This is a genomic window from Paenibacillus piri (assembly GCF_004354045.1).
GTDB classification, from domain to species: domain Bacteria; phylum Bacillota; class Bacilli; order Paenibacillales; family NBRC-103111; genus Paenibacillus_S; species Paenibacillus_S piri.
In genome coordinates this window covers 1-17,962 of the sequence record NZ_SMRT01000002.1, presented here as the reverse complement: position 1 = coordinate 17,962, position 17,962 = coordinate 1, and the positions used below count along the sequence as shown (strand labels likewise).

The following is a 17,962-nucleotide window of genomic DNA, read 5'->3' as shown; positions in this document are numbered from 1 at the left end:
GAGAAGCCGTCTACGCCCAACCGGCCCTCGCATTTCTTTCATTTAATCATTCAAGTCTCTTCCTGTTCGGCCGTTTCCCGTTGCTGCAGCAAGCTCGCGCCATTGATAAAAAAATAAAAGGTGATATAAATAATACTAATCACAAGACCGAACAGCAGACCAAATATAATGGCTCTGCCGTACAAGCTCGTTTTAATAATTGACGCGATGATATGACCGTTCGCAATGACGTCCCAGCTGTTCAGCCTGTACTCTCGCCCTAGCAAAACCCCGTATCCGCCCAAAAAAGAAACGAACATGACAAACAGCCAGGCAGCGATTTTTCCGAACCGTTTCCTCGCCGCGCCATGAAGCTGGTAAGTCGAAACGACGCCAAGCAGGAGACAGGTCCACGAAAATAAATAAATGACCAAAAAATCGTACCAATAATTAAAATTAAGCCTTCCTCGTTCGAGGTAGTTGGATTTTAAAACCGTCACATGAACAAAATCGCTTATAACATAAGGGGCATTCGGAAAAAACAGCAGCCAGGCGACACATAAACAGACGAGCAGCGCCGTTTTCAGCTTGAACGGTTTGCGGCGAAGTACGGCTAGCACCGATCCGGAAAATATAAAGGGCAGCCAGGACAAAAACAAATTCCAGATTAAAAAATCGAGATACGTCTTGTTTCTGAATATCGCATAAACGATAACGTTCAGCAAAGTTAAAACGACCAGAAACAAAGTCAGCTTTGTGTGCTGCAATTCCTTCATGTGCTGCCCCCTCGTTCGCAGACGCGCAATGATTATCCGTTCAGCTGCTTTTCCATCGTTATATAGGCCGATTTTCTCATCGGGTAGCGAACCTCGCCGACGTGCTCATAGCCGTTTTTATCGTATAAGGCGATCGCCGAAGCATTTGTTTCATACACTTCGATTCGAATGCTTGTAAATCCTTGGCTGATTGCCGTCTGCTCGGCGTAATGCAGCAGCTTCTTGCCCAACCCCCGCCCCTGCTCTCGCGGATGAACGGCCAGCCGCTGAATGCAGGCGCTGCGGCCCGACCGGTCTTTCCACGGGAAATGCTCGTACTTCCTGTTTTGCAGCGAATCCACGGTTACAACCGCCAGCAAAGCGCCGCCTTCCTTCAGCCCGTACATCGCCCCGTTCCCGATGTCGGTCTTATGCGTAAACCGGTTCGGATAAATCCACTTCCATTGGTCGTTGTTGTGCTTGCCCAGCTCCGTTTTGACCGCCTTGAACAGGGCAAGCACGGCCGGATAATCGTTCATCTCGATTTGGGAAATAATCATCCTGCATTCTCCTTCAATCCGCAGCTTCATCCTGCTCCTTCAATATTCCTTGCTCAACCGCCTGCCAGACGAGCTCGAGGCCCTTCTTAATCAGAACCAGCCGATGCAGCGGCTCTTCCGATAACGGATATACCGTTTGCCTGCATTGCTGACACAATAACCATCGTTTTCCATTATATCAAATCTTTTGGATGATCAGTTGGGTAATTTTCAAACGCTATATATCCCGGTTGTCCGGTAAAAAATCAAATATTAATCAAAATACGCTAAAACTTCAATCAAGCCGGTTGTCTCGCCCGCTTCTCGTTTATATACTTATAGGGTACAGCTTAATAGGTGAATGGTTGGATCGCACTGCGCAAGAAGGAGACTTGACGAATATGATGAAAAGCAAACGCAAAGAGCCGTTCCGCTATATGTTTTCCTCGAAAACGGCATGTACATTCGAAATGACTCATATTAACGGAAAAGCCGTTTCCGCCAAGCCGGCTGAAGCCGCAATCGTCGATATAAGCAAATCGGGCTGCAAACTATATACGAATTTAAATTTGAACGCGTCGGACAATCGGATCCAGCTGATTGTCAATCTTGCAATAGACGGCCAAATCAGACAATTCCCGGGATCGATCCGCTGGCAAAAACAGGACGGAACCTCATATTATTACGGGATTCAATTGGACTGGACCGAGGCGGAAAAAGAGCAAATGCTGCTGGATATCCGGAATTTGGCGGTCAGCCGAAAAATCGAAGTTTTATAGCGCCGCATAAAGGCGGCTCTCCTTCCTTTTTCCCCCTCCGTCCCACCTTCATTGATTCACCCTTGACTCTAAACGAATCTTTATCGATTGCGACAGGAATTGACATTTTCATGTTTATTTTGCTATAGACGCTCATTTTCAGGAGTCCTATAATAATTTAAGGTTGCATAGGACTAAAGTATTATAATCTTCATACATACTGCTTGAAAAAGGCAAATCATCGGAAACGGTGAGACGCAAAGCCATGGCCTAAGGCTGCCTAACGGCACGCTATGGTTGACAGGTTACCGGGTATAAGGGAGGCATCCTTTATTCGGATGGCTTTTTTATTTTTTGAAAGTATATGCCTGAACAGCTTAGCGATAATCTGAATGAGATCATGGTCACAGCCAAAGAAACTTTCTCCATGCATTAATTCAGAGAAGAGGTGCTAGTATGCATCACTCGATCACGGATAGTTATAATATTTACCTCGTACTGCTGTCGTTCATTATCGCTCTGCTGGCCTCCTATACAGCTCTGCATCTGGTGCAAAAGGTACCGACCTCCTCCGACAGATGGTTTCGCAAGCTGCGCATTCTTTGCAGCGCATTCGTCACCGGAATCGGCATTTGGTCCATGCATTTTATTGCGATGCTGGCTTATCAGCTTCCCGAAGGCGTCTTTTATGACATGCATACGGTTATCGTTTCCATTGTGGTAGCGATTGTCGGCACCCTCTTCGGTTTTTTTGTCACATTCCGGCCGAGTCTGAAAAAACCTCGGATCATTGTAGGCGGCACGTTTATGGGCTTGGCGATCAGCGGCATGCATTATATCGGAATGTCCGCCTTGCAAAATGTAACGATCCGTTACGAGCCCGTCCCGTTTATATTATCTATCGTCATTGCCATATTGGCATCGTTTACCGGTCTTTATTTGGCTTTGAAGCCAAAGCAAATTATTGCGGTCAGCGGCCTTATTATGGGGGCAGCCATAACCGGCATGCATTACACGGGCATGTCTGCCGCTGTCATAACGTATCCCGGTTCCGTTGTCCATCATGCAGCCGATGCGGCGACGGATAACGGCTTTGTTGATCTGGCCGTGTATATCGGCTTCTGTACCATTATCATATTCGCCATCAGCTTGATCAGCTCATTGTCGGCGGACCGGCGGCTGGAGGAGCAAATTGCGCTGAAGGCTTCGATTCTGGAATCGGCGATCGACAGCATGCTTATGTTTGATTCGTCAGGCCGCATTATCGAGTTCAATCCTGCCGCTCAGGCGGCTTTTGGCTGCACACGCAAGAAAGCGATGGCCTGTACGATCGTCGATTTTTTATTTCCTTACGGGCAAGCCGGTCCAACGGCAGCCTCGCTCAAGCAGCTGCTGGCCAATCAAGACGTCTCCATTATCGGCAAGCGCATCGAGCTGGAAGTCTACCGGTCCGACCGGAGCCAATTTCCGGCGGAAGTGACGATTACGGGCTTTCAGTTCGAAGGGAAAACGATTTATACGGCAAGTCTGCTGGATATGACCGAGAAAAAGAAATCGGCGGGATTAATACGGCAGCTTGCCTATTTCGACCATTTGACCGGATTGCCGAACCGCAATCAGTTCAATCAGTTGTTCCGCGATCTGTTCCAGCAGGCCAGACTGCGCGAAGAGCCATTGGCGATACTTTTTCTCGATATTAACCGCTTCAAGCTGATAAACGATACATTGGGCCACCCGACCGGAGATCAGGTTCTGCAAAAGTTTTCGGCGCTGCTTGCCGGATGTTTGCAGGCAGGCAGTCATGCTGCCAGATTGAGCGGCGATGAATTCGTTATTTTATTTCCGCACGGCAGCCGGGAAGCGGCAGCAGGTCAAGCCGAGCGCATCATCGACCGGTTGGCGGTTCCTTTCCGCATCGACGACAGGAATATTTACGTGTCCACCAGCATCGGTATCGCACTGTATCCATCTGACGGAGAGCAGCCTGAAACGCTGTTGAAAAACGCAGATCAAGCGATGTATGCAGCTAAAAAACGGGGACAAAACAAATACGAATTTTATGAATCGGCCATGAATACCGTCTATACGCAAAAATTGGCCATCGAGCAGCTGCTGCGGCAAGCGGTTGAACAAAAGGAGCTCGACCTCGTTTACCAGCCGAAGTTCCAATTGGACAGCGGCAGCATGGTCGGAGTCGAAGCGCTGATAAGGTGGAACAGCAGCAGGATCGGGATCGTCCCGCCCGCACAGTTTATTCCCGTCGCGGAGGAAGCCGGCCTTATCGCGGCCGTTGGCGAATGGGTGCTGCAAACCGCCTGTGCGCAAATGAAGAGCTGGCATGATGCGGGACTCGAGCCTATGTCTATCGCCGTTAATCTTTCAGCGATTCAGCTGCACCAGGAGCCGTTGGTTCCGTCGATTTTGAACATTTTAGAGACAACCGGCCTGGAAGCCAAATACTTGGAGCTTGAAATTACGGAAAACGCCGAAATGACGAAAAGCAGCGGAATGGTCGAAATGCTGCAGTCGTTGAAGCAGGCAGGAGTCCGCATCGCCATCGACGATTTCGGAACCGGCTATTCCTCTATAAGCTACCTGCACAAGTTCCCGGTCCATACGCTGAAAATCGATAAATCGTTCGTGCGCGGGATCAGCGCATGTCCTTCCGACAGCTCCATCATCGAAGCCATCGTTGCAATGGCGCGCAGCTTGAAGCTGAATGTGGTCGCCGAAGGCGTAGAAACGGATCAACAGCTCGCTTGCCTGAAAAGTATTGGCTGCGACCAGGCGCAGGGATACTTGCTTTGCGCTCCATTGACCGCCGACAAATTTACGGACCGCTATGTTATCCATGCGGAAGCCGCCGCCGGCAGTCTTGCCCGTTAAATCGTTCCATTGATCGGCGCCGTCGACGTTAGCGTGCGGCGTCTCTTTCCTGTCGGCTCCAAGCCTGTGAATCCATGCCGCTGCGCAGGCGGGGCATAGTGCCGGTCCAAAGGCAAGGACCAAGCGTTGAGCGGCTTATGAACAATTCCGCCCGATCTGCTAATTATTCGCAGAACCTCCAAGCAAGCCGATAAAAGCGACAAGCGCCTGCGACATCCACTTCTTCGGATGGACGACCAGCTGCAGTTCCAAACGCAACGCCTCATGACTGAAAGGCAGACGCACCACCGTCCCTTGCCTTACTTCCTGCAATGCGGCGATTTGCGGGAGGAGCGCAATGCCGAGACCGTTGGCCACGCACTGCTTGATCGCTTCCAGGCTTCCCAATTCGAAACCGATCTGAAACGGGATGCCGTTGTCTTTCAGCAGCTTTTCGAATGTCCCCCGGTATACGCAGCTTTCCTCCGTAACAATCAGCTCCGTGTTTTTCAATGCTTGCAGCCCGACGATGTCCAATTGCGCCAAAGAATGATGCGGAGGTGCGATCAATATGAGCTGTTCTTCGCGAATCCGGATACAATGAAGCGCCGGATCGGCCGGATAAGTGTCCAGCAGCAGTCCGATATCGAATTCACCCTCCCTTACTTTTTCAGTCAGCGCAGCTTCGGCTTCCGGAAATAACTGGACCGATAAATCAGGCAGCCGCCGCTTCAGCTGCTGTAAAAAAGGCGGCAAATAATAGGCGGCTAACGAATCGATCGTTCCGATTGTCAGCGTCCCGCCTAATTGATTGGCGATTCGTTCCTTGGATTGATCGTATACATCCAGCATTTGAACGGCGAACTTCAGCAGCTCCTCGCCCGGAGGAGTCAGCCGAAGCTGCCGCCCGTACCGCTCAAACAGCTGCACGCCGTATTCTCGCTCCAGCTTCTGCATTTGCGTCGTTACGCTCGATTGGGCATAGCCAAGCTCCTCGCCGGCACGGGTAAAGCTCCGTCTCCTCGCGACCTCGCGAAATGTGCGGAAGTAAGTTAAATCCATGCTCTCATCCTTTCCAAATTAAAGCATACTATCAATAATATTGATGCGAATCATCAATTATTATAGCTAACACCGATGATTAAATCCATGCTACAGTATTTCTACATCATCAAGGAATGGAGTTGGTTGATATGTTGACAGCGGAACAGCTTCACGGCATTTTCGTTCCGATCGTTACACCGTTTGCCTGCAATGGAGAGCTTGATCTGGAATCGTTCGACCAGCTTGCCCGCAAGCTCATTGGAGAGGGAATCGCGGGCCTCGTCGTTAACGGTACGACCGGCGAATCGCCGACCGTGGAACCCGACGAATGGGCAGCGCTGATTGCTGCAGCACGCAAAGCGGCCCAGACCGCCGGCTGGGTACCGGTTATTGCCGGCACGGGGACCAACAGCACGTTCTCCACCGTCCGCAAAACCGAACAAGCCGGGCTTCACGGCGCCGATGCCGCGCTTGTCGTCGTACCTTATTACAGCCGTCCGTCGCAGCTTGGAATCATCGAGCATTTTCGCCGGACGGGGGACGCGGGACTTCCCGTCATTATGTATGATATCCCTCATCGGACAGGTGTTGCTCTTGAATTAAATACGGTTCGTACCATATTGGAGATGGATCATGTGATCGGCCTCAAGGACAGCACGGGATCGGTAAAGCTGGTTTCCGAACTTTCGCGTCTGGGAACCAAGCCGGTTTTGTGCGGAGACGATGAGCTGTTTTACGCATCGCTCAGCTGCGGAGCTCAAGGGGGGATGCTGGCGGCCGCCAATGCGGATGCACGGACGCTGGTGCAGGTGTACGAATATTTTGCGCAGGGACGAACCGTGGAAGCCAAGCGGCTGTTTGACCGGCTGCTCCCGATCGTTCGGCTGCTGTTTTCCGAACCGAATCCTGCTCCGCTCAAATGGCTGCTGGCACAGCGGCAGACGATCGCGTCCGGCGAGCTGCGCCTGCCGATGAGCCGGATCGGTCTGCCGCTGCAGGAGCAGTTGAGCTCATATGTTTGAATCGCCGCTGCCCGAACCGCAGTTAACGGGTAGGCGTCGCATTTCCGCGCGAACGGCGGAAGCCCCAGCGCAGCGCGTAAGGGATAACGAATAAAATAAACAAAATCCGAAACATTTGATAAGCGACGACCAGCGAAACGTCGGCGCCGACCAGCGATGCGGTAACCCCCATCTCGGTCATTCCGCCGGGAGACATGCCTAGAAACGCCGTCAGCAGCGACATCGGGAGGACCAGGCTGAAGCCGTAGGACAGCGCAAGCGAAAAGGCAAGCACGGCTATATTGCCGAATAGCGTATAAGGCAGCAGCCGCTTCCAATTGCCGAGGCTGCTCAGCTTGATTCCGAGCCCCATATAAATGCCCAGGCTCCATTGGGCTGCCAGTACGAATAGAGAAGGCAAATGCGGTGGCTCGAGGCCGGAGACGGTGAACGCGGCGGCCGCCAAAATCGGCCCGAGAAAATACGGTGTCGGGAAACGCAGCTTCACCGAAATCCAGCAGGCCGCGGCTATCCCCAGGATGAGCATAAAGGCGATAACCGGCCGTGATAGCATCGCCGCCGCCCAAAGCGTCACGGCCTCGAGCAGCGTATCCGTACTCCCGGGTGCTGCCGGGCTGCCTGCCCCGATACCGACACCTGCCCCGCTCGCCAGTCCGTGAACGGCTACAAACGGAATGACAAATACGACCAGCAGCAGCCGTATCGTCTGCATAAACGCGACTACCGCCGCATCCGCACCTTCAATTTCTTCGCTCAGCACAATCATCTGAGATAAGCCGCCGGGAATGCTGCCGATCACGCTGCTTGCCGCATTGACGCCGGTTTGTCGGGATGTAATGACGGCAACGGCGATACTGAACGCAACGGTCAGCAGCGTGGCGATCAGCATCGACGGCAGCTGTGACGATATTTGCCGCGCGCTCGTCAACGTAAACGAGAGCCCCATGCTGTAGCCGAGCAGCAGCAATCCGCCGTTGCGCAGCCATACCGGCCAGGTCAGGCTCCGTTTTGTAAAAGCGGTCCACAGCAGAACGGCCGTCAACGGCCCAAGCATCCAGCTGAGCGGCACATGCAGCAGCGTAAACAACAGCCCGCCGATAAATGTAACGAGGACAGTTTCCAGCAAGCGTATCATGAACGTCCCCCTTTTCTTTAAAAACAGCCGTATCAAGCTCATTTGTTCATTATAGCAAATGCTTCCTGCAAGTTCAGCCAAAAATTAAAGCCGCACAGCGATTAACGTCGCTGCGCGGCTTTGCTTTCATCGCCTGTCGAGCCCGGCAATATTAAAATTTCACCAGTTCGGCTACCTGTACCGCTTGTCCGGTTCGGAGCGAACGGTTGCCGGCGATGCCCGTAAGAATCGACATCGCGCCGTCCACATGGGATGCCGCACGGTTGAACCGGTCCGGCGTGCGTTCACCGAACAGATCGTTCAACAGCACCGGATCGCCGCCGCCATGGCCGCCTGCGCTCTCTTCGACTTCCACCTCGTACGGCTTGTCGAACAATGGATGCACGATAATTTTTTTACCGACGACCGCTCCCTCCAGTCCTTGCTCCCCGCCTGAATTGACGTAAGATTGCTCGACCACATTCATCTCGATGCGGCCCTTCGTGCCGTTGAAGGAGACGCGGAAGCCTTCCCAAGGGGCATATGCGTACAAGTTATACGTCAAAATCGCATTGCTGCGGTATTTAACCATGACGCCCATCGTATCCTCAATGTTGATCCCATCGCCGAATACGCTCTGATCGCGGTAATAGCCGTCTTCGTGTTCAGCATCCAGATACATCGCTTTAAGCTGGTCGTTTTCTTCCAGATGCAGCGCGAACGGATCGTTCTTCGCATATTCGCTGCCGTGAGCGCGGGAGTAAAACTTCGTTTCGCCGCGTTTTTCGGCATTTTCCCGGCCGTAGAACATCAGATCGCCAAGGGCGAAAACCGTTGCCGGCTGCGTGCCCAGCCAAAAGTTCACGAGATCGAAATGATGCGTCGATTTATGGACCAGCAGGCCGCCGCTGTTGCGTTTGTCGCGGTGCCAGCGGCGGAAATAATCCGCGCCGTGCTTCGTATTCAGCAGCCACTCAAAGTGAACGGAATTGACATCGCCGATCACGCCGTCTGCGATCAGCTCGCGGATTTTCGTATTATGCGGCGAATAGCGGTAGTTGAACGTGACGCGCAGCTGGCGGCCCGTTCTTTTGACAGCATCCAATATTTGCTGGCATTTCACTTCATCCACCGTCATCGGCTTCTCGGAAATGACATCGCAGCCTAGCTCCATCGCCCGGATAATATACGTATGGTGCGTCCGGTCGACGGTAGTCACAATTACGAAATCCGGCTTGGTCTCCTCGATCATCCGGTCGAAATGTTCCGATTTATAGGTCGGCAGCGGACCGACGTCGAAAGCCCCCACCTTTTTGTTGGCTACGTTCATGCGGGTCTGGTTCACATCGCAAAAAGCGACGAGCTCCGAAGTCTCCTTGAAATCCCGCGCAATGGCGTTATAAAAAAATCCGGCACGGCCGCCCGTTCCGACAACCGCATATTTTTTACGCGTTGACATCTATTCTTCCTCCCTTGTCTATGGTATTGTGATTATAGCGCAATATAAAATCAATAACAGCACTTTATTTGCTTAATTTGTGTTTTTTCTACTTTTCTTGCGGTCAATATTTGCATGGAATACGGAGGCTTAGCTCATGAAAGACAATCAGCAATGCGACGCGAACTACCCGTTCGCCTTCGACCGGGAACCATTTCATTTGAATCATTCCATCCGGACCGATTCGTTCAATATGACGCAAAATCATTCGCACGATTCCTATGAAATTTATTATATGCGTTCGGGAGAACGGTTTTATTTCATAAAAGACCGTTCCTACCATGTCAAAAGAGGCGATCTCGTGCTGATCCCGCCCAATGTGCTGCATAAAACGACGGAGTCCGGCTCGCCGCATCACGAGCGGATTTTGATCAACTTTAAGGAGTCGTTCGTGGACGGCGTGAACCGGGTCGTCGCGGTTGATTTGCTGCAGGCGTTCGAGGATGGACCGGTGCTGCATCCGGACTCCCGGGAATTGATTACCGTGGAATCGATCATGGATAAAATGCTGCGGGAGCAGCGCCAGGGAGAACCGGATGCGGAGGGATATGCCAGACTGCTGCTTGGAGAGCTGCTGCTGCTCATTCACCGGCATGTGCGCCAAATGGACCTGAGAAGCAAGACGATCGAGCATCCGACCACCCTGCACCGGAAAGTGTCCGATATGGTGGTCCACATCAACAACCATTTCCGCGAGCCGCTGTCGCTGAAGTCGTTGGCGGATCATTTTCATATAAGCCCATATTATTTATGCCGCATTTATAAAGAGGTTACCGGCTTTACCGTAGTGGAATATGTGAACCAGCTGCGCATTCAGGAAGCCCAGCAGCTGCTGAAGTCAACCCGCAGCTCGGTTACGGAAATTACGGAGAAGGTCGGCTTTGAAAGCAGCACCCATTTCGGGCGCATATTCAAATCGCTGTGCGGCATGTCGCCGCTGAAATATCGCAAGCTCAATCTTTCGTAGGCTGGCTGCGGCAAGACTCAGGATAAAAGGCTTCTGCGCCTTTGAAAGTCAGGGCCCTTCGAACAGGTATATCCAGCCTGAAGGGCCCTGTGCAAGCATAAACGGCTGCGTCGTCCTTTGAGGACGTGCGCGTTTGTCAAAGTTGTACAAAGCTAAGAAAAACCGTCAGGGAAGATCATCCTGACGGTCCTTGGTTCTAACCATACGTTGGTGCGTTGGGAGGGAAATGGGTATGGGGTTCCAATCGCTGTTGAAATCGTGTCCCATTGAATGTATGTAGCGGTATTGACACGATTTCAAAGGCGACCGCTATCGCTTTTCCACCCCATACCCATTTCCTTTATGTTCTACCTTCTGCTTTACTTCTACCTCTTTCTTTACTGCACGGTCTTCGATCCGGTATTCATAACCATGCACCCCTTTGTCGTATACCGGGTACATGGCTCTACACAACCTTCACATCCAAAGGCGCTCTGAAGCCGCTCCGCTATTCGAACTACACCAGATGCTCGGGGTTCAGCCGCTCCAGCTCCGGAATTACGAACCGGCCGTTCTTGCGAACGAGCACATCGTCGAAATACATTTCCCCGCCCCCGAATTCCGGCCGTTGAATGAGCACCATATCCCAATGCACCGAGGAGCGGTTGCCGTTGTCCGCATCTTCATAAGCGTTGCCCGGCGTGAAATGAATGCTGCCGTCGATCTTTTCATCGAACAAAATATCTTTCATCGGCAGTTGGATATGCGGGTTCACGCCGATTGCGAATTCCCCGATATAGCGGGCGCCGTCATCCGTATTCAAAATTTCGTTCAGCCGCTTCGTATTGTTGCTTTTTGCCTCGACAATTTTACCGTGTTCAAAGCGCAGCATCACATTTTCAAAAGAAGTGCCCGTATAAATCGTCGGCGTGTTGTAGGTGATGATTCCGTTGACCGAATCCTTGACTGGGGCCGTGAACACCTCGCCGTCCGGAATATTATGCTCGCCCGCACAAGGAATGGACGGAATCCCTTTAATCGAAAACGTCAGATCGGTGCCTGGCGATACAAGACGCACCTTGTTCGTACGGTTCATAAGCGCGACGAGCGAATCCATCGCCGACGCCATTTTGCCGTAATCGAGATTGCATACTCGGAAATAAAAATCTTCGAACGCCTCGGTGCTCGTATTGGCCAGCTGCGCCATGGACGGGTTCGGGTAACGCAATACGCACCATTTGGTATGATTGACCCGCTGGTCCGTGACCGGCCGCTGATATTCCTTTACATACAGCTTCATCTGCTCTTCCGGAACATCGGATGTTTCCGTGATGTTGTCACCGCTGCGAACCGCAATATAAGCCTGCATTCGCTTCATGCGCTGAAGCTCCAGCTCCATGAGCGTATGGTACTGCTCCTGCTTCCCGCCCAGCATGAGGCTGCGGGTAACGGCAGGGCTGCGCAGCTCGATGAAAGGGTTCCCGCCGGCCGCATAGGCTTCCTCGATCAAGCATTTGGTCAACTCCTGATCAGGCAGTCCGATCATTTCGATCAGAACATTTTCACCAGGCTGCAAGTTGACGGAATAACGGATCAAATTATGGGCTAAAACTTGAAGCCGCGGATCTCTCATCTCGACATCGCTCCTTTATTCGAATTGCTCGTATTGGCTAATATTGCCTTTATTCAATGTAACCAATTTTATTCAAAACTTCAAATAGGCAAAAAAAATCACCCTCAGGAAGGAGGGTGCTGCAGCTGAATGTTTCCGGACGCATCGATATGCAGCCCGTTCGACCGACTCGCGATCGGTGGTCCCGACGGCAGCAGCTCACCGGGTTCGAACATATTCGCAATTTCCCGCTCCGCGCTTTCCGGCGAATCGGAGCCATGAATCACATTCAAGCCCTTGTCCGTTGCATAATCGCCGCGAATCGTGCCGGGCGCAGCCTCAAGCGGGTTCGTCTTCCCCATCATCGTTCGCGACATCGCAATCGCCTGCTCCCCCTGCCAGACCATCGCAAAGACGGGCCCGGAAGTAATAAAATCGATCAACTCCCCGTAGAAAGGCTTTCCCGCATGCTCCGCATAATGAATTTCAGCCTGCTTCATCGTCATTCGCGTCAGCTTGGCGCCGAGCAGCTCAAAGCCTTTATCCTCAAACCGCTGCACCAGTCTGCCGATCATTTTGCGCTGTACCGCATCGGGCTTCAGCATCAAAAACGTTTTTTCCATCATGCTGCACTCCATTTCCATGTTGTTTAGGAAGTCCGGTGAATCCATGCACGCTTCGCAGGCGGATCATTATCATTCATCCGATGCTGGCGCCGATTAATAACGATGCCACCCTCTCAGCTGTCAATTCACCGGACCTTCCGGTTCCGGTAGCATTCCAGTATTGCCCTAAACCGCATGTTTTACTCTCCATGTGAAAGGAGTGCCGATACTTGCCTCAAATTATACCGCGCCCGCCGGAGAGGCGGCGCTTGTGCCTGTGACGCCCGAGCCTCGGATGCTTGAGCCTGCGGCGGGTCCCGGGCTTCTTATGCCTTGCTGCAGCTCATACATTTGATAGTACATGCCGCCGGCCGCCATCAATTCGTCATGCGTGCCGCGCTCCATAATTTCCCCGCGGTCCAGGACGAGAATCAGGTCGGCGTTCTTGATCGTCGACAAACGATGGGCGATAACGAACGTTGTGCGCCCTTTCTTGACGACCTCCAGCGCTTCCTGGATGACCGCCTCCGTCTCGGTATCGATATTCGAGGTCGCTTCGTCCAGGATGAGAATCGCCGGATCAAATGCGAGCGCCCGCGCGAATGAAATCATCTGGCGCTGACCGGCTGACAGCGTGCTGCCCTTCTCGATAACCGGCTCATGGATACCCTGCGGCAGATGTGCGAGCAGACGGTCCGCGCCGACGTCCTGCAGCGCTTTGGCTATACGCTCCTCCGAAATTGCGGGATTGTCGAGCGATACGTTGGATCCGATCGTCCCGGTAAAAAGAAACGGATCCTGCAGCACGATGCCCATATGGCTGCGCAGCGTTTGACGCGGCAGCTCCCGTATCTCCATGCCGTCAATCGTAATGCTCCCCGAATCGACGTCATAGAAGCGGAACAGCAGGTTTAAGATCGAGCTCTTGCCCGAGCCGGTATGACCGATCAGAGCAACCGTCTGTCCCTGCTTCGCCGCAAACGATATTCCTTTCAGCACAGGCTCGCCTTCCTTGTATGAAAACCAGACGTTGTCGAACACGACGTTTCCTTTGTAGCGCGGCATCGATATGTCGGACACATCCTCGCCGTCCTCGTTCATCAGTACAAAGACGCGCTCCGCACTGACAAATGCCTGCTCCATATTCGGCAGCTGGTTGACGATGTTGACGATCGGCTGAAACATCCGGTTCAACAGATCGACGAACGCATAAAGTACGCCGAGCGATACGCCGCCGGCCACGCTTCCGAGCGATACGCCTGAAAAATACCAGATCAGCGCGACGAAGGCGATATTCCGGAAAACGCCGACCAGATTATGCGAGGTCAACGAGTTCAAATTCAGCATCTTATTGCGGTAATCGAAGTACCGCCGATTGAATGCCTCGAACTCCGCCTCCTGCTTCTTCTCCCTGCGGAACGACTGGATGATCGGCATTCCCTGGATCGATTCGTTAATCATCCCGTTCATTTCGGAAAGCGTCGAACGAATGACCCGGTTATAATTCGCCGCAAATTTCCGGTAGACGATTATCCAGACGGTTAATATCGGTATAATCACCATGCAGATCAACGCAAGCCGTTCGTCGAGCAAATACATCGCGCCGAGAATGGCGACAATGTACAGCGTCCCGGAAAAAAAGTTGGCCAGCACCGTTACATACAAATCTTTGATCGCTTCCGTATCGTTCGTAATCCGCGAGACGACCTTGCCTGCCGGTAAATTGTCAAAATATCGGATCGGCAGACGGTTGATGTGGGCGAATATATCGTCCCGCATCCTTTGAATAATCCGGTTGGCCGATGCCTGAAGCCAATACTTCTGTCCATAACTGAACAAGGCGGAAACGGCTGTCAGCACGACGAAAATGAGCGATAACCGCCATATGCCCGCAAATTCCGGCTTGTAAAAAGCAAGCCATTGCTCCGCTGTGAGCAGCTGCGCCTTATACTGTGATACCGCGCCGTTTTTGGCAATCGTTAGCACGGCGCTGCCGTCGGCTTCCTTCGCAACGGACCGTTCACCGTCCTCCCTGATGCCTCCAGGCACAAATACGAATTCGCCTCCCGCCTGAAGCACACGCGCCTCCGCCTGGCGCTCGGCCTCCGGCATCCGGTCGCCCCTCTGCCAGGACGCGCCGTTGTAGGCGATGCTCCCGGCAGAACCGGGAGCAGTCTGATACCAGGGCCGCTCGATCCCCGAAATGTGATCGTCAATAATTCGTTTGGCGATGAACGGGCCGCTCAGCTCCGTTCCGATCGCGACAGCGAGCATGAGCAGCGCCAAGGCGATCGTCTTTTTATATAAGAGCGCATAGCGCCACAGTTTATAACCCGGGCGCGCGCGCCGCACCGCCTCGCGGTCAATTTCCATATCCATGTTTTCATTCATAGATGAGTTCTCCACCTTTCCTCTTGCAAGTGACAAGGCTTCGCTTAAATCGGCTGCTTCAAGCGCCTTCCAGCGTAGCTTCGGCCTGCTGCCGGTCCCATTGGTCGCGGTACCAGCCGCCCAGCTCGAGCAGCTCGTCGTGTACGCCCTCCTCGACGATACGCCCTTCATCCATCACGACAATATGCTCGGCATGCTGTACCGCCGATAGCCGGTGCGTGACGATCAGCGTCGTCTTGCCGGCCCGCGAACGCCGGATATTGGCGATGATTTCGGCTTCGGTCTTGGCATCGACCGCCGACAGCGCATCGTCGAGAATGAGCAGCTGCGGATCCGCCAGCAGCGCGCGGGCAATCGACACCCGCTGCTTTTGGCCGCCCGACAGCGCTACGCCTTTTTCGCCCACAAGCGTTTCCATCCCCTGCGGCAAAAACTCAAGATCCTTCTTGAAAGCCGCGCATTCGATCGCTTCTTCCAATTGATCCGCGGCCGGCTCGCCTTTGGCGAACAATATATTTTCACGGACCGTTCTGGAAAATAAGAACGGCGTTTGCGGCACATAACCGATCCAGCCTTTCAAATCGTCGAATGCAATGTCTTCGAGCGGTTGCCCGGAAATCGAGAGATTTCCTTTTCCTTTCGGATATTCCCGCAGCAGCTGCTTGATCAGCGTCGTTTTACCGCTCCCGGTGCGCCCGACAATGCCGAGCGTCTGGCCGCGCAGCAGGCGGATGTTCAGCCCGATAAGGTTATCCTGCTCCGAGACCGGGTAACGGAACGATACTTGATTGAACTCGACGGTCCCGGGCTCCGCAACTCGAATAGGATTGGCCGCTTCTTCCACATCAGCCGGATAAGACAGCGTTTCATTAACACGGTCAAGCGACGCGTTGCCCCGCTGCATGATGTTGATAAGCTCGCCGACCGCAAACATCGGCCAAATCAGCATCCCTAAATAAACGTTAAACGTAACGAGTCCTCCGACTGTCAGCTCGTTATGGAAAACGAGATATGCGCCATACACAAGTCCGATCAGATAGCTGGCGCCGACAATCAGCTTGACGGTCGGCTCGAACAGCGCATCGATCCGGGCGACTGCGATATTTTTGCCGAGCACATCCGCAGTGACTTGACCGAAGCTGCGCTCAGCCGCACGCTCTTGCACAAACGCGCGGATGACACGCGTTCCGGAGATGGTCTCCAGCACGCCGTCGTTCATTGCGCCGAATGCATCCTGCGCCGCTTTAAACCGACGGTGAATCCTTCCCCCGTAAATCTGCATCATAACCGCCATGACCGGCAGCGGCAGCACCGCAGCCAGCGTCAGCTTCCAAGAGACCAGGAGCGTCATAACGCCGATTAGCGTCATCATCCATACCGTGGAGTCGATCAGCGTCAAAATCCCGAAACCGGCCGTCATCGATACATCCTTCAGATCGTTGGTCGCTCTCGCCATTAAATCGCCGGTCCGGTTTTTCTCGTAAAACGTCGGCGTCATCCGCAAAAAATGGCGCATCAGCCGCGACCTCAGCAGCCGCTCCACTACAAATGCGCCGCCAAATAAACGGTACATCCAAATATAGGTGATTACATATATGATGATAGCGAGTCCTCCGAGCAAAAGCAGCGTTTGTGTTACCAGCGTCCAGTTGAGCGTGCCCTGGCGAATCCGGTCGATCATATCACCTACAATTTTGGGCGGCACGATCTCGATCAGTCCCGCAATGACAAGCAGCGGAATCGCAATCGCATATCGTTTCCATTCCAATCGGAAAAACCAGCCCAGCTTGACTAATACCGAAAACATTCATCCCATCTCCTCTCTATACAAGGATAAACGGCTTCGCCGCCCTTCGAGGACGAGCGCGTTTATCAAGGTTGTGCGAAGCAAAGTATAAAAAAATACTTTGTATTCAACTGCAAAAAAGCACACGGCCAACGGGTCAGCTGTGTGCTTTTCCTTTTTACGGGAATATAAAAGCGCCGCCGCGTATGAACCGCGACCTGCGCTATGCTTCATGGTTTGGATGGGGACGTTTTACAATAAAACGTCAGCATCTCCACTTACCGAAGCGAAAGGTCGCCTTATGTTGGCCAAAACCCAAATGGTGAGCGACCGGATGGTCCATTTCAGCAGCGAACATAATGCAAATCCCTCCCTTCAGATGTTAAGTATATGTCGTAAGGTATCACGACTATGCCACCCATGTCAATACATTTTTGCCCATAAATGGTACCCCATGTGCTGCTTTCGCCTCATTCCGCCTGCTTTCACACTACCAGAATCGCCCGGCAAAAGGAAAGGAAACTTTGAGTATAGAAGTTCATTCCGATTCGCGATTCAGCCCCATTCATCCCGGTACGAAGCGGCGCCGCCTGCAGCTGCAAAATCCCATACGAATGCGCAGTGCCGCCAGGTGCTCCACCGCCGTCCCCAAGCGCGAAAACGGCCGCCGTAGTCGTCGCTGACCGGCCGCCGTTTATTTTTTAAATGATAGAAAGTATAAGTTTTCAGCGGAGCTGAACCTTTCTATCATTGCAAGTTATCATGAACGAAGGTCGACTCCCCGAATTTGCAACAACGTAGGTTACTTTGGAAATAATTGTTTTAGGGAAAACCAAAGCAGAGCTACAATGCAAAAGGAGGAGTCAACATTATGAAGCTTAACACAAAATACGTAGGTTTAGACGTTTCGAAGGAAACAATTGCTGTTGCCATTGCGGATGAGGGTAGGGAGGCGCCGCGTTTTTGGGGTACGATTACTAACACGGAGGCAGCTGTGAGAAAATTAATGAAACAGCTGGGAGAACCGGGGCAACTTCAAGTTTGTTAT

Annotated in this window: 14 protein-coding genes and 1 riboswitch; of the genes, 4 read left to right on the top strand and 10 right to left on the bottom strand. The window is 52.7% G+C overall.

Features of this window, described 5'->3' with window-relative positions:
• Positions 1–50 precede the first annotated feature (50 nt).
• From E1757_RS04800 to E1757_RS35660, 3 genes are read right to left on the bottom strand one after another with little or no spacing between them, the layout of a single operon-like run.
• On the bottom strand, positions 51–755 hold the full coding sequence (locus E1757_RS04800) for a DUF1361 domain-containing protein (RefSeq protein WP_133225723.1): 705 nt from the start codon (positions 753–755) through the stop codon (positions 51–53).
• A 32-nt stretch (positions 756–787) separates the two neighbouring features.
• Positions 788–1,294: a GNAT family N-acetyltransferase gene (locus E1757_RS04795; RefSeq protein WP_165971965.1), complete on the bottom strand. Its 507-nt coding sequence runs from the start codon at positions 1,292–1,294 to the stop codon at positions 788–790.
• 13 nt (positions 1,295–1,307) lie between these two features.
• On the bottom strand, positions 1,308–1,451 hold the full coding sequence (locus E1757_RS35660) for a hypothetical protein (protein ID WP_165971964.1): 144 nt from the start codon (positions 1,449–1,451) through the stop codon (positions 1,308–1,310).
• A gap of 223 nt (positions 1,452–1,674) precedes the next feature.
• Here E1757_RS35660 and E1757_RS04790 point away from each other — a divergent pair, with 223 nt between their 5' ends.
• Positions 1,675–2,052, top strand: coding sequence for a PilZ domain-containing protein (locus E1757_RS04790; RefSeq protein WP_165971963.1), 378 nt, complete (start codon positions 1,675–1,677; stop codon positions 2,050–2,052).
• Positions 2,053–2,253: 201 nt separating this feature from the next.
• A riboswitch (cyclic di-GMP riboswitch) is annotated at positions 2,254–2,344 on the top strand.
• Positions 2,345–2,487: 143 nt separating this feature from the next.
• Positions 2,488–4,917 carry a bifunctional diguanylate cyclase/phosphodiesterase gene (locus E1757_RS04785; RefSeq protein WP_133225720.1) on the top strand — a complete coding sequence of 810 codons (2,430 nt, stop codon included), beginning with the start codon at positions 2,488–2,490 and terminating at the stop codon, positions 4,915–4,917.
• Positions 4,918–5,076: 159 nt separating this feature from the next.
• On the opposite strand, the gene E1757_RS04780 is transcribed toward E1757_RS04785, so the two are convergent.
• Complete coding sequence (locus E1757_RS04780) at positions 5,077–5,958, bottom strand: LysR family transcriptional regulator (RefSeq protein ID WP_133225719.1); 882 nt, start codon at positions 5,956–5,958, stop codon at positions 5,077–5,079.
• A gap of 131 nt (positions 5,959–6,089) precedes the next feature.
• On the opposite strand from E1757_RS04780, the gene dapA reads away from it, so the two are divergent.
• Positions 6,090–6,962, top strand: a complete 873-nt coding sequence (gene dapA / locus E1757_RS04775) for a 4-hydroxy-tetrahydrodipicolinate synthase (RefSeq protein ID WP_133225718.1) — start codon at positions 6,090–6,092, stop codon at positions 6,960–6,962.
• 22 nt (positions 6,963–6,984) lie between these two features.
• Here dapA and E1757_RS04770 read toward each other — a convergent pair whose 3' ends face one another.
• Together E1757_RS04770 and E1757_RS04765 are read right to left on the bottom strand one after the other, a co-directional pair.
• Positions 6,985–8,097 (bottom strand): AbrB family transcriptional regulator, encoded by a 1,113-nt coding sequence (locus E1757_RS04770; RefSeq protein WP_133225717.1) that lies wholly within the window; start codon positions 8,095–8,097, stop codon positions 6,985–6,987.
• A 151-nt stretch (positions 8,098–8,248) separates the two neighbouring features.
• Positions 8,249–9,535, bottom strand: a complete 1,287-nt coding sequence (locus E1757_RS04765) for a Gfo/Idh/MocA family protein (protein ID WP_133225716.1) — start codon at positions 9,533–9,535, stop codon at positions 8,249–8,251.
• A gap of 136 nt (positions 9,536–9,671) precedes the next feature.
• Here E1757_RS04765 and E1757_RS04760 point away from each other — a divergent pair, with 136 nt between their 5' ends.
• A complete protein-coding gene (locus E1757_RS04760; protein ID WP_133225715.1) occupies positions 9,672–10,541 on the top strand; it encodes a helix-turn-helix transcriptional regulator in 870 nt (289 codons plus the stop codon).
• A gap of 496 nt (positions 10,542–11,037) precedes the next feature.
• On the opposite strand, the gene E1757_RS04755 is transcribed toward E1757_RS04760, so the two are convergent.
• The 4 genes from E1757_RS04755 to E1757_RS04740 form a co-directional block, all read right to left on the bottom strand.
• Positions 11,038–12,153 (bottom strand): aminopeptidase, encoded by a 1,116-nt coding sequence (locus tag E1757_RS04755; protein ID WP_133225714.1) that lies wholly within the window; start codon positions 12,151–12,153, stop codon positions 11,038–11,040.
• Between the two features lie 104 nt (positions 12,154–12,257).
• Positions 12,258–12,755 carry a nucleoside-diphosphate kinase gene (gene ndk / locus E1757_RS04750; protein ID WP_133226560.1) on the bottom strand — a complete coding sequence of 166 codons (498 nt, stop codon included), beginning with the start codon at positions 12,753–12,755 and terminating at the stop codon, positions 12,258–12,260.
• 222 nt (positions 12,756–12,977) lie between these two features.
• On the bottom strand, positions 12,978–15,128 hold the full coding sequence (locus E1757_RS04745) for an ABC transporter ATP-binding protein (RefSeq protein ID WP_133225713.1): 2,151 nt from the start codon (positions 15,126–15,128) through the stop codon (positions 12,978–12,980).
• 58 nt (positions 15,129–15,186) lie between these two features.
• On the bottom strand, positions 15,187–16,935 hold the full coding sequence (locus E1757_RS04740; RefSeq protein ID WP_133225712.1) for an ABC transporter ATP-binding protein: 1,749 nt from the start codon (positions 16,933–16,935) through the stop codon (positions 15,187–15,189).
• Positions 16,936–17,962 lie beyond the last annotated feature (1,027 nt).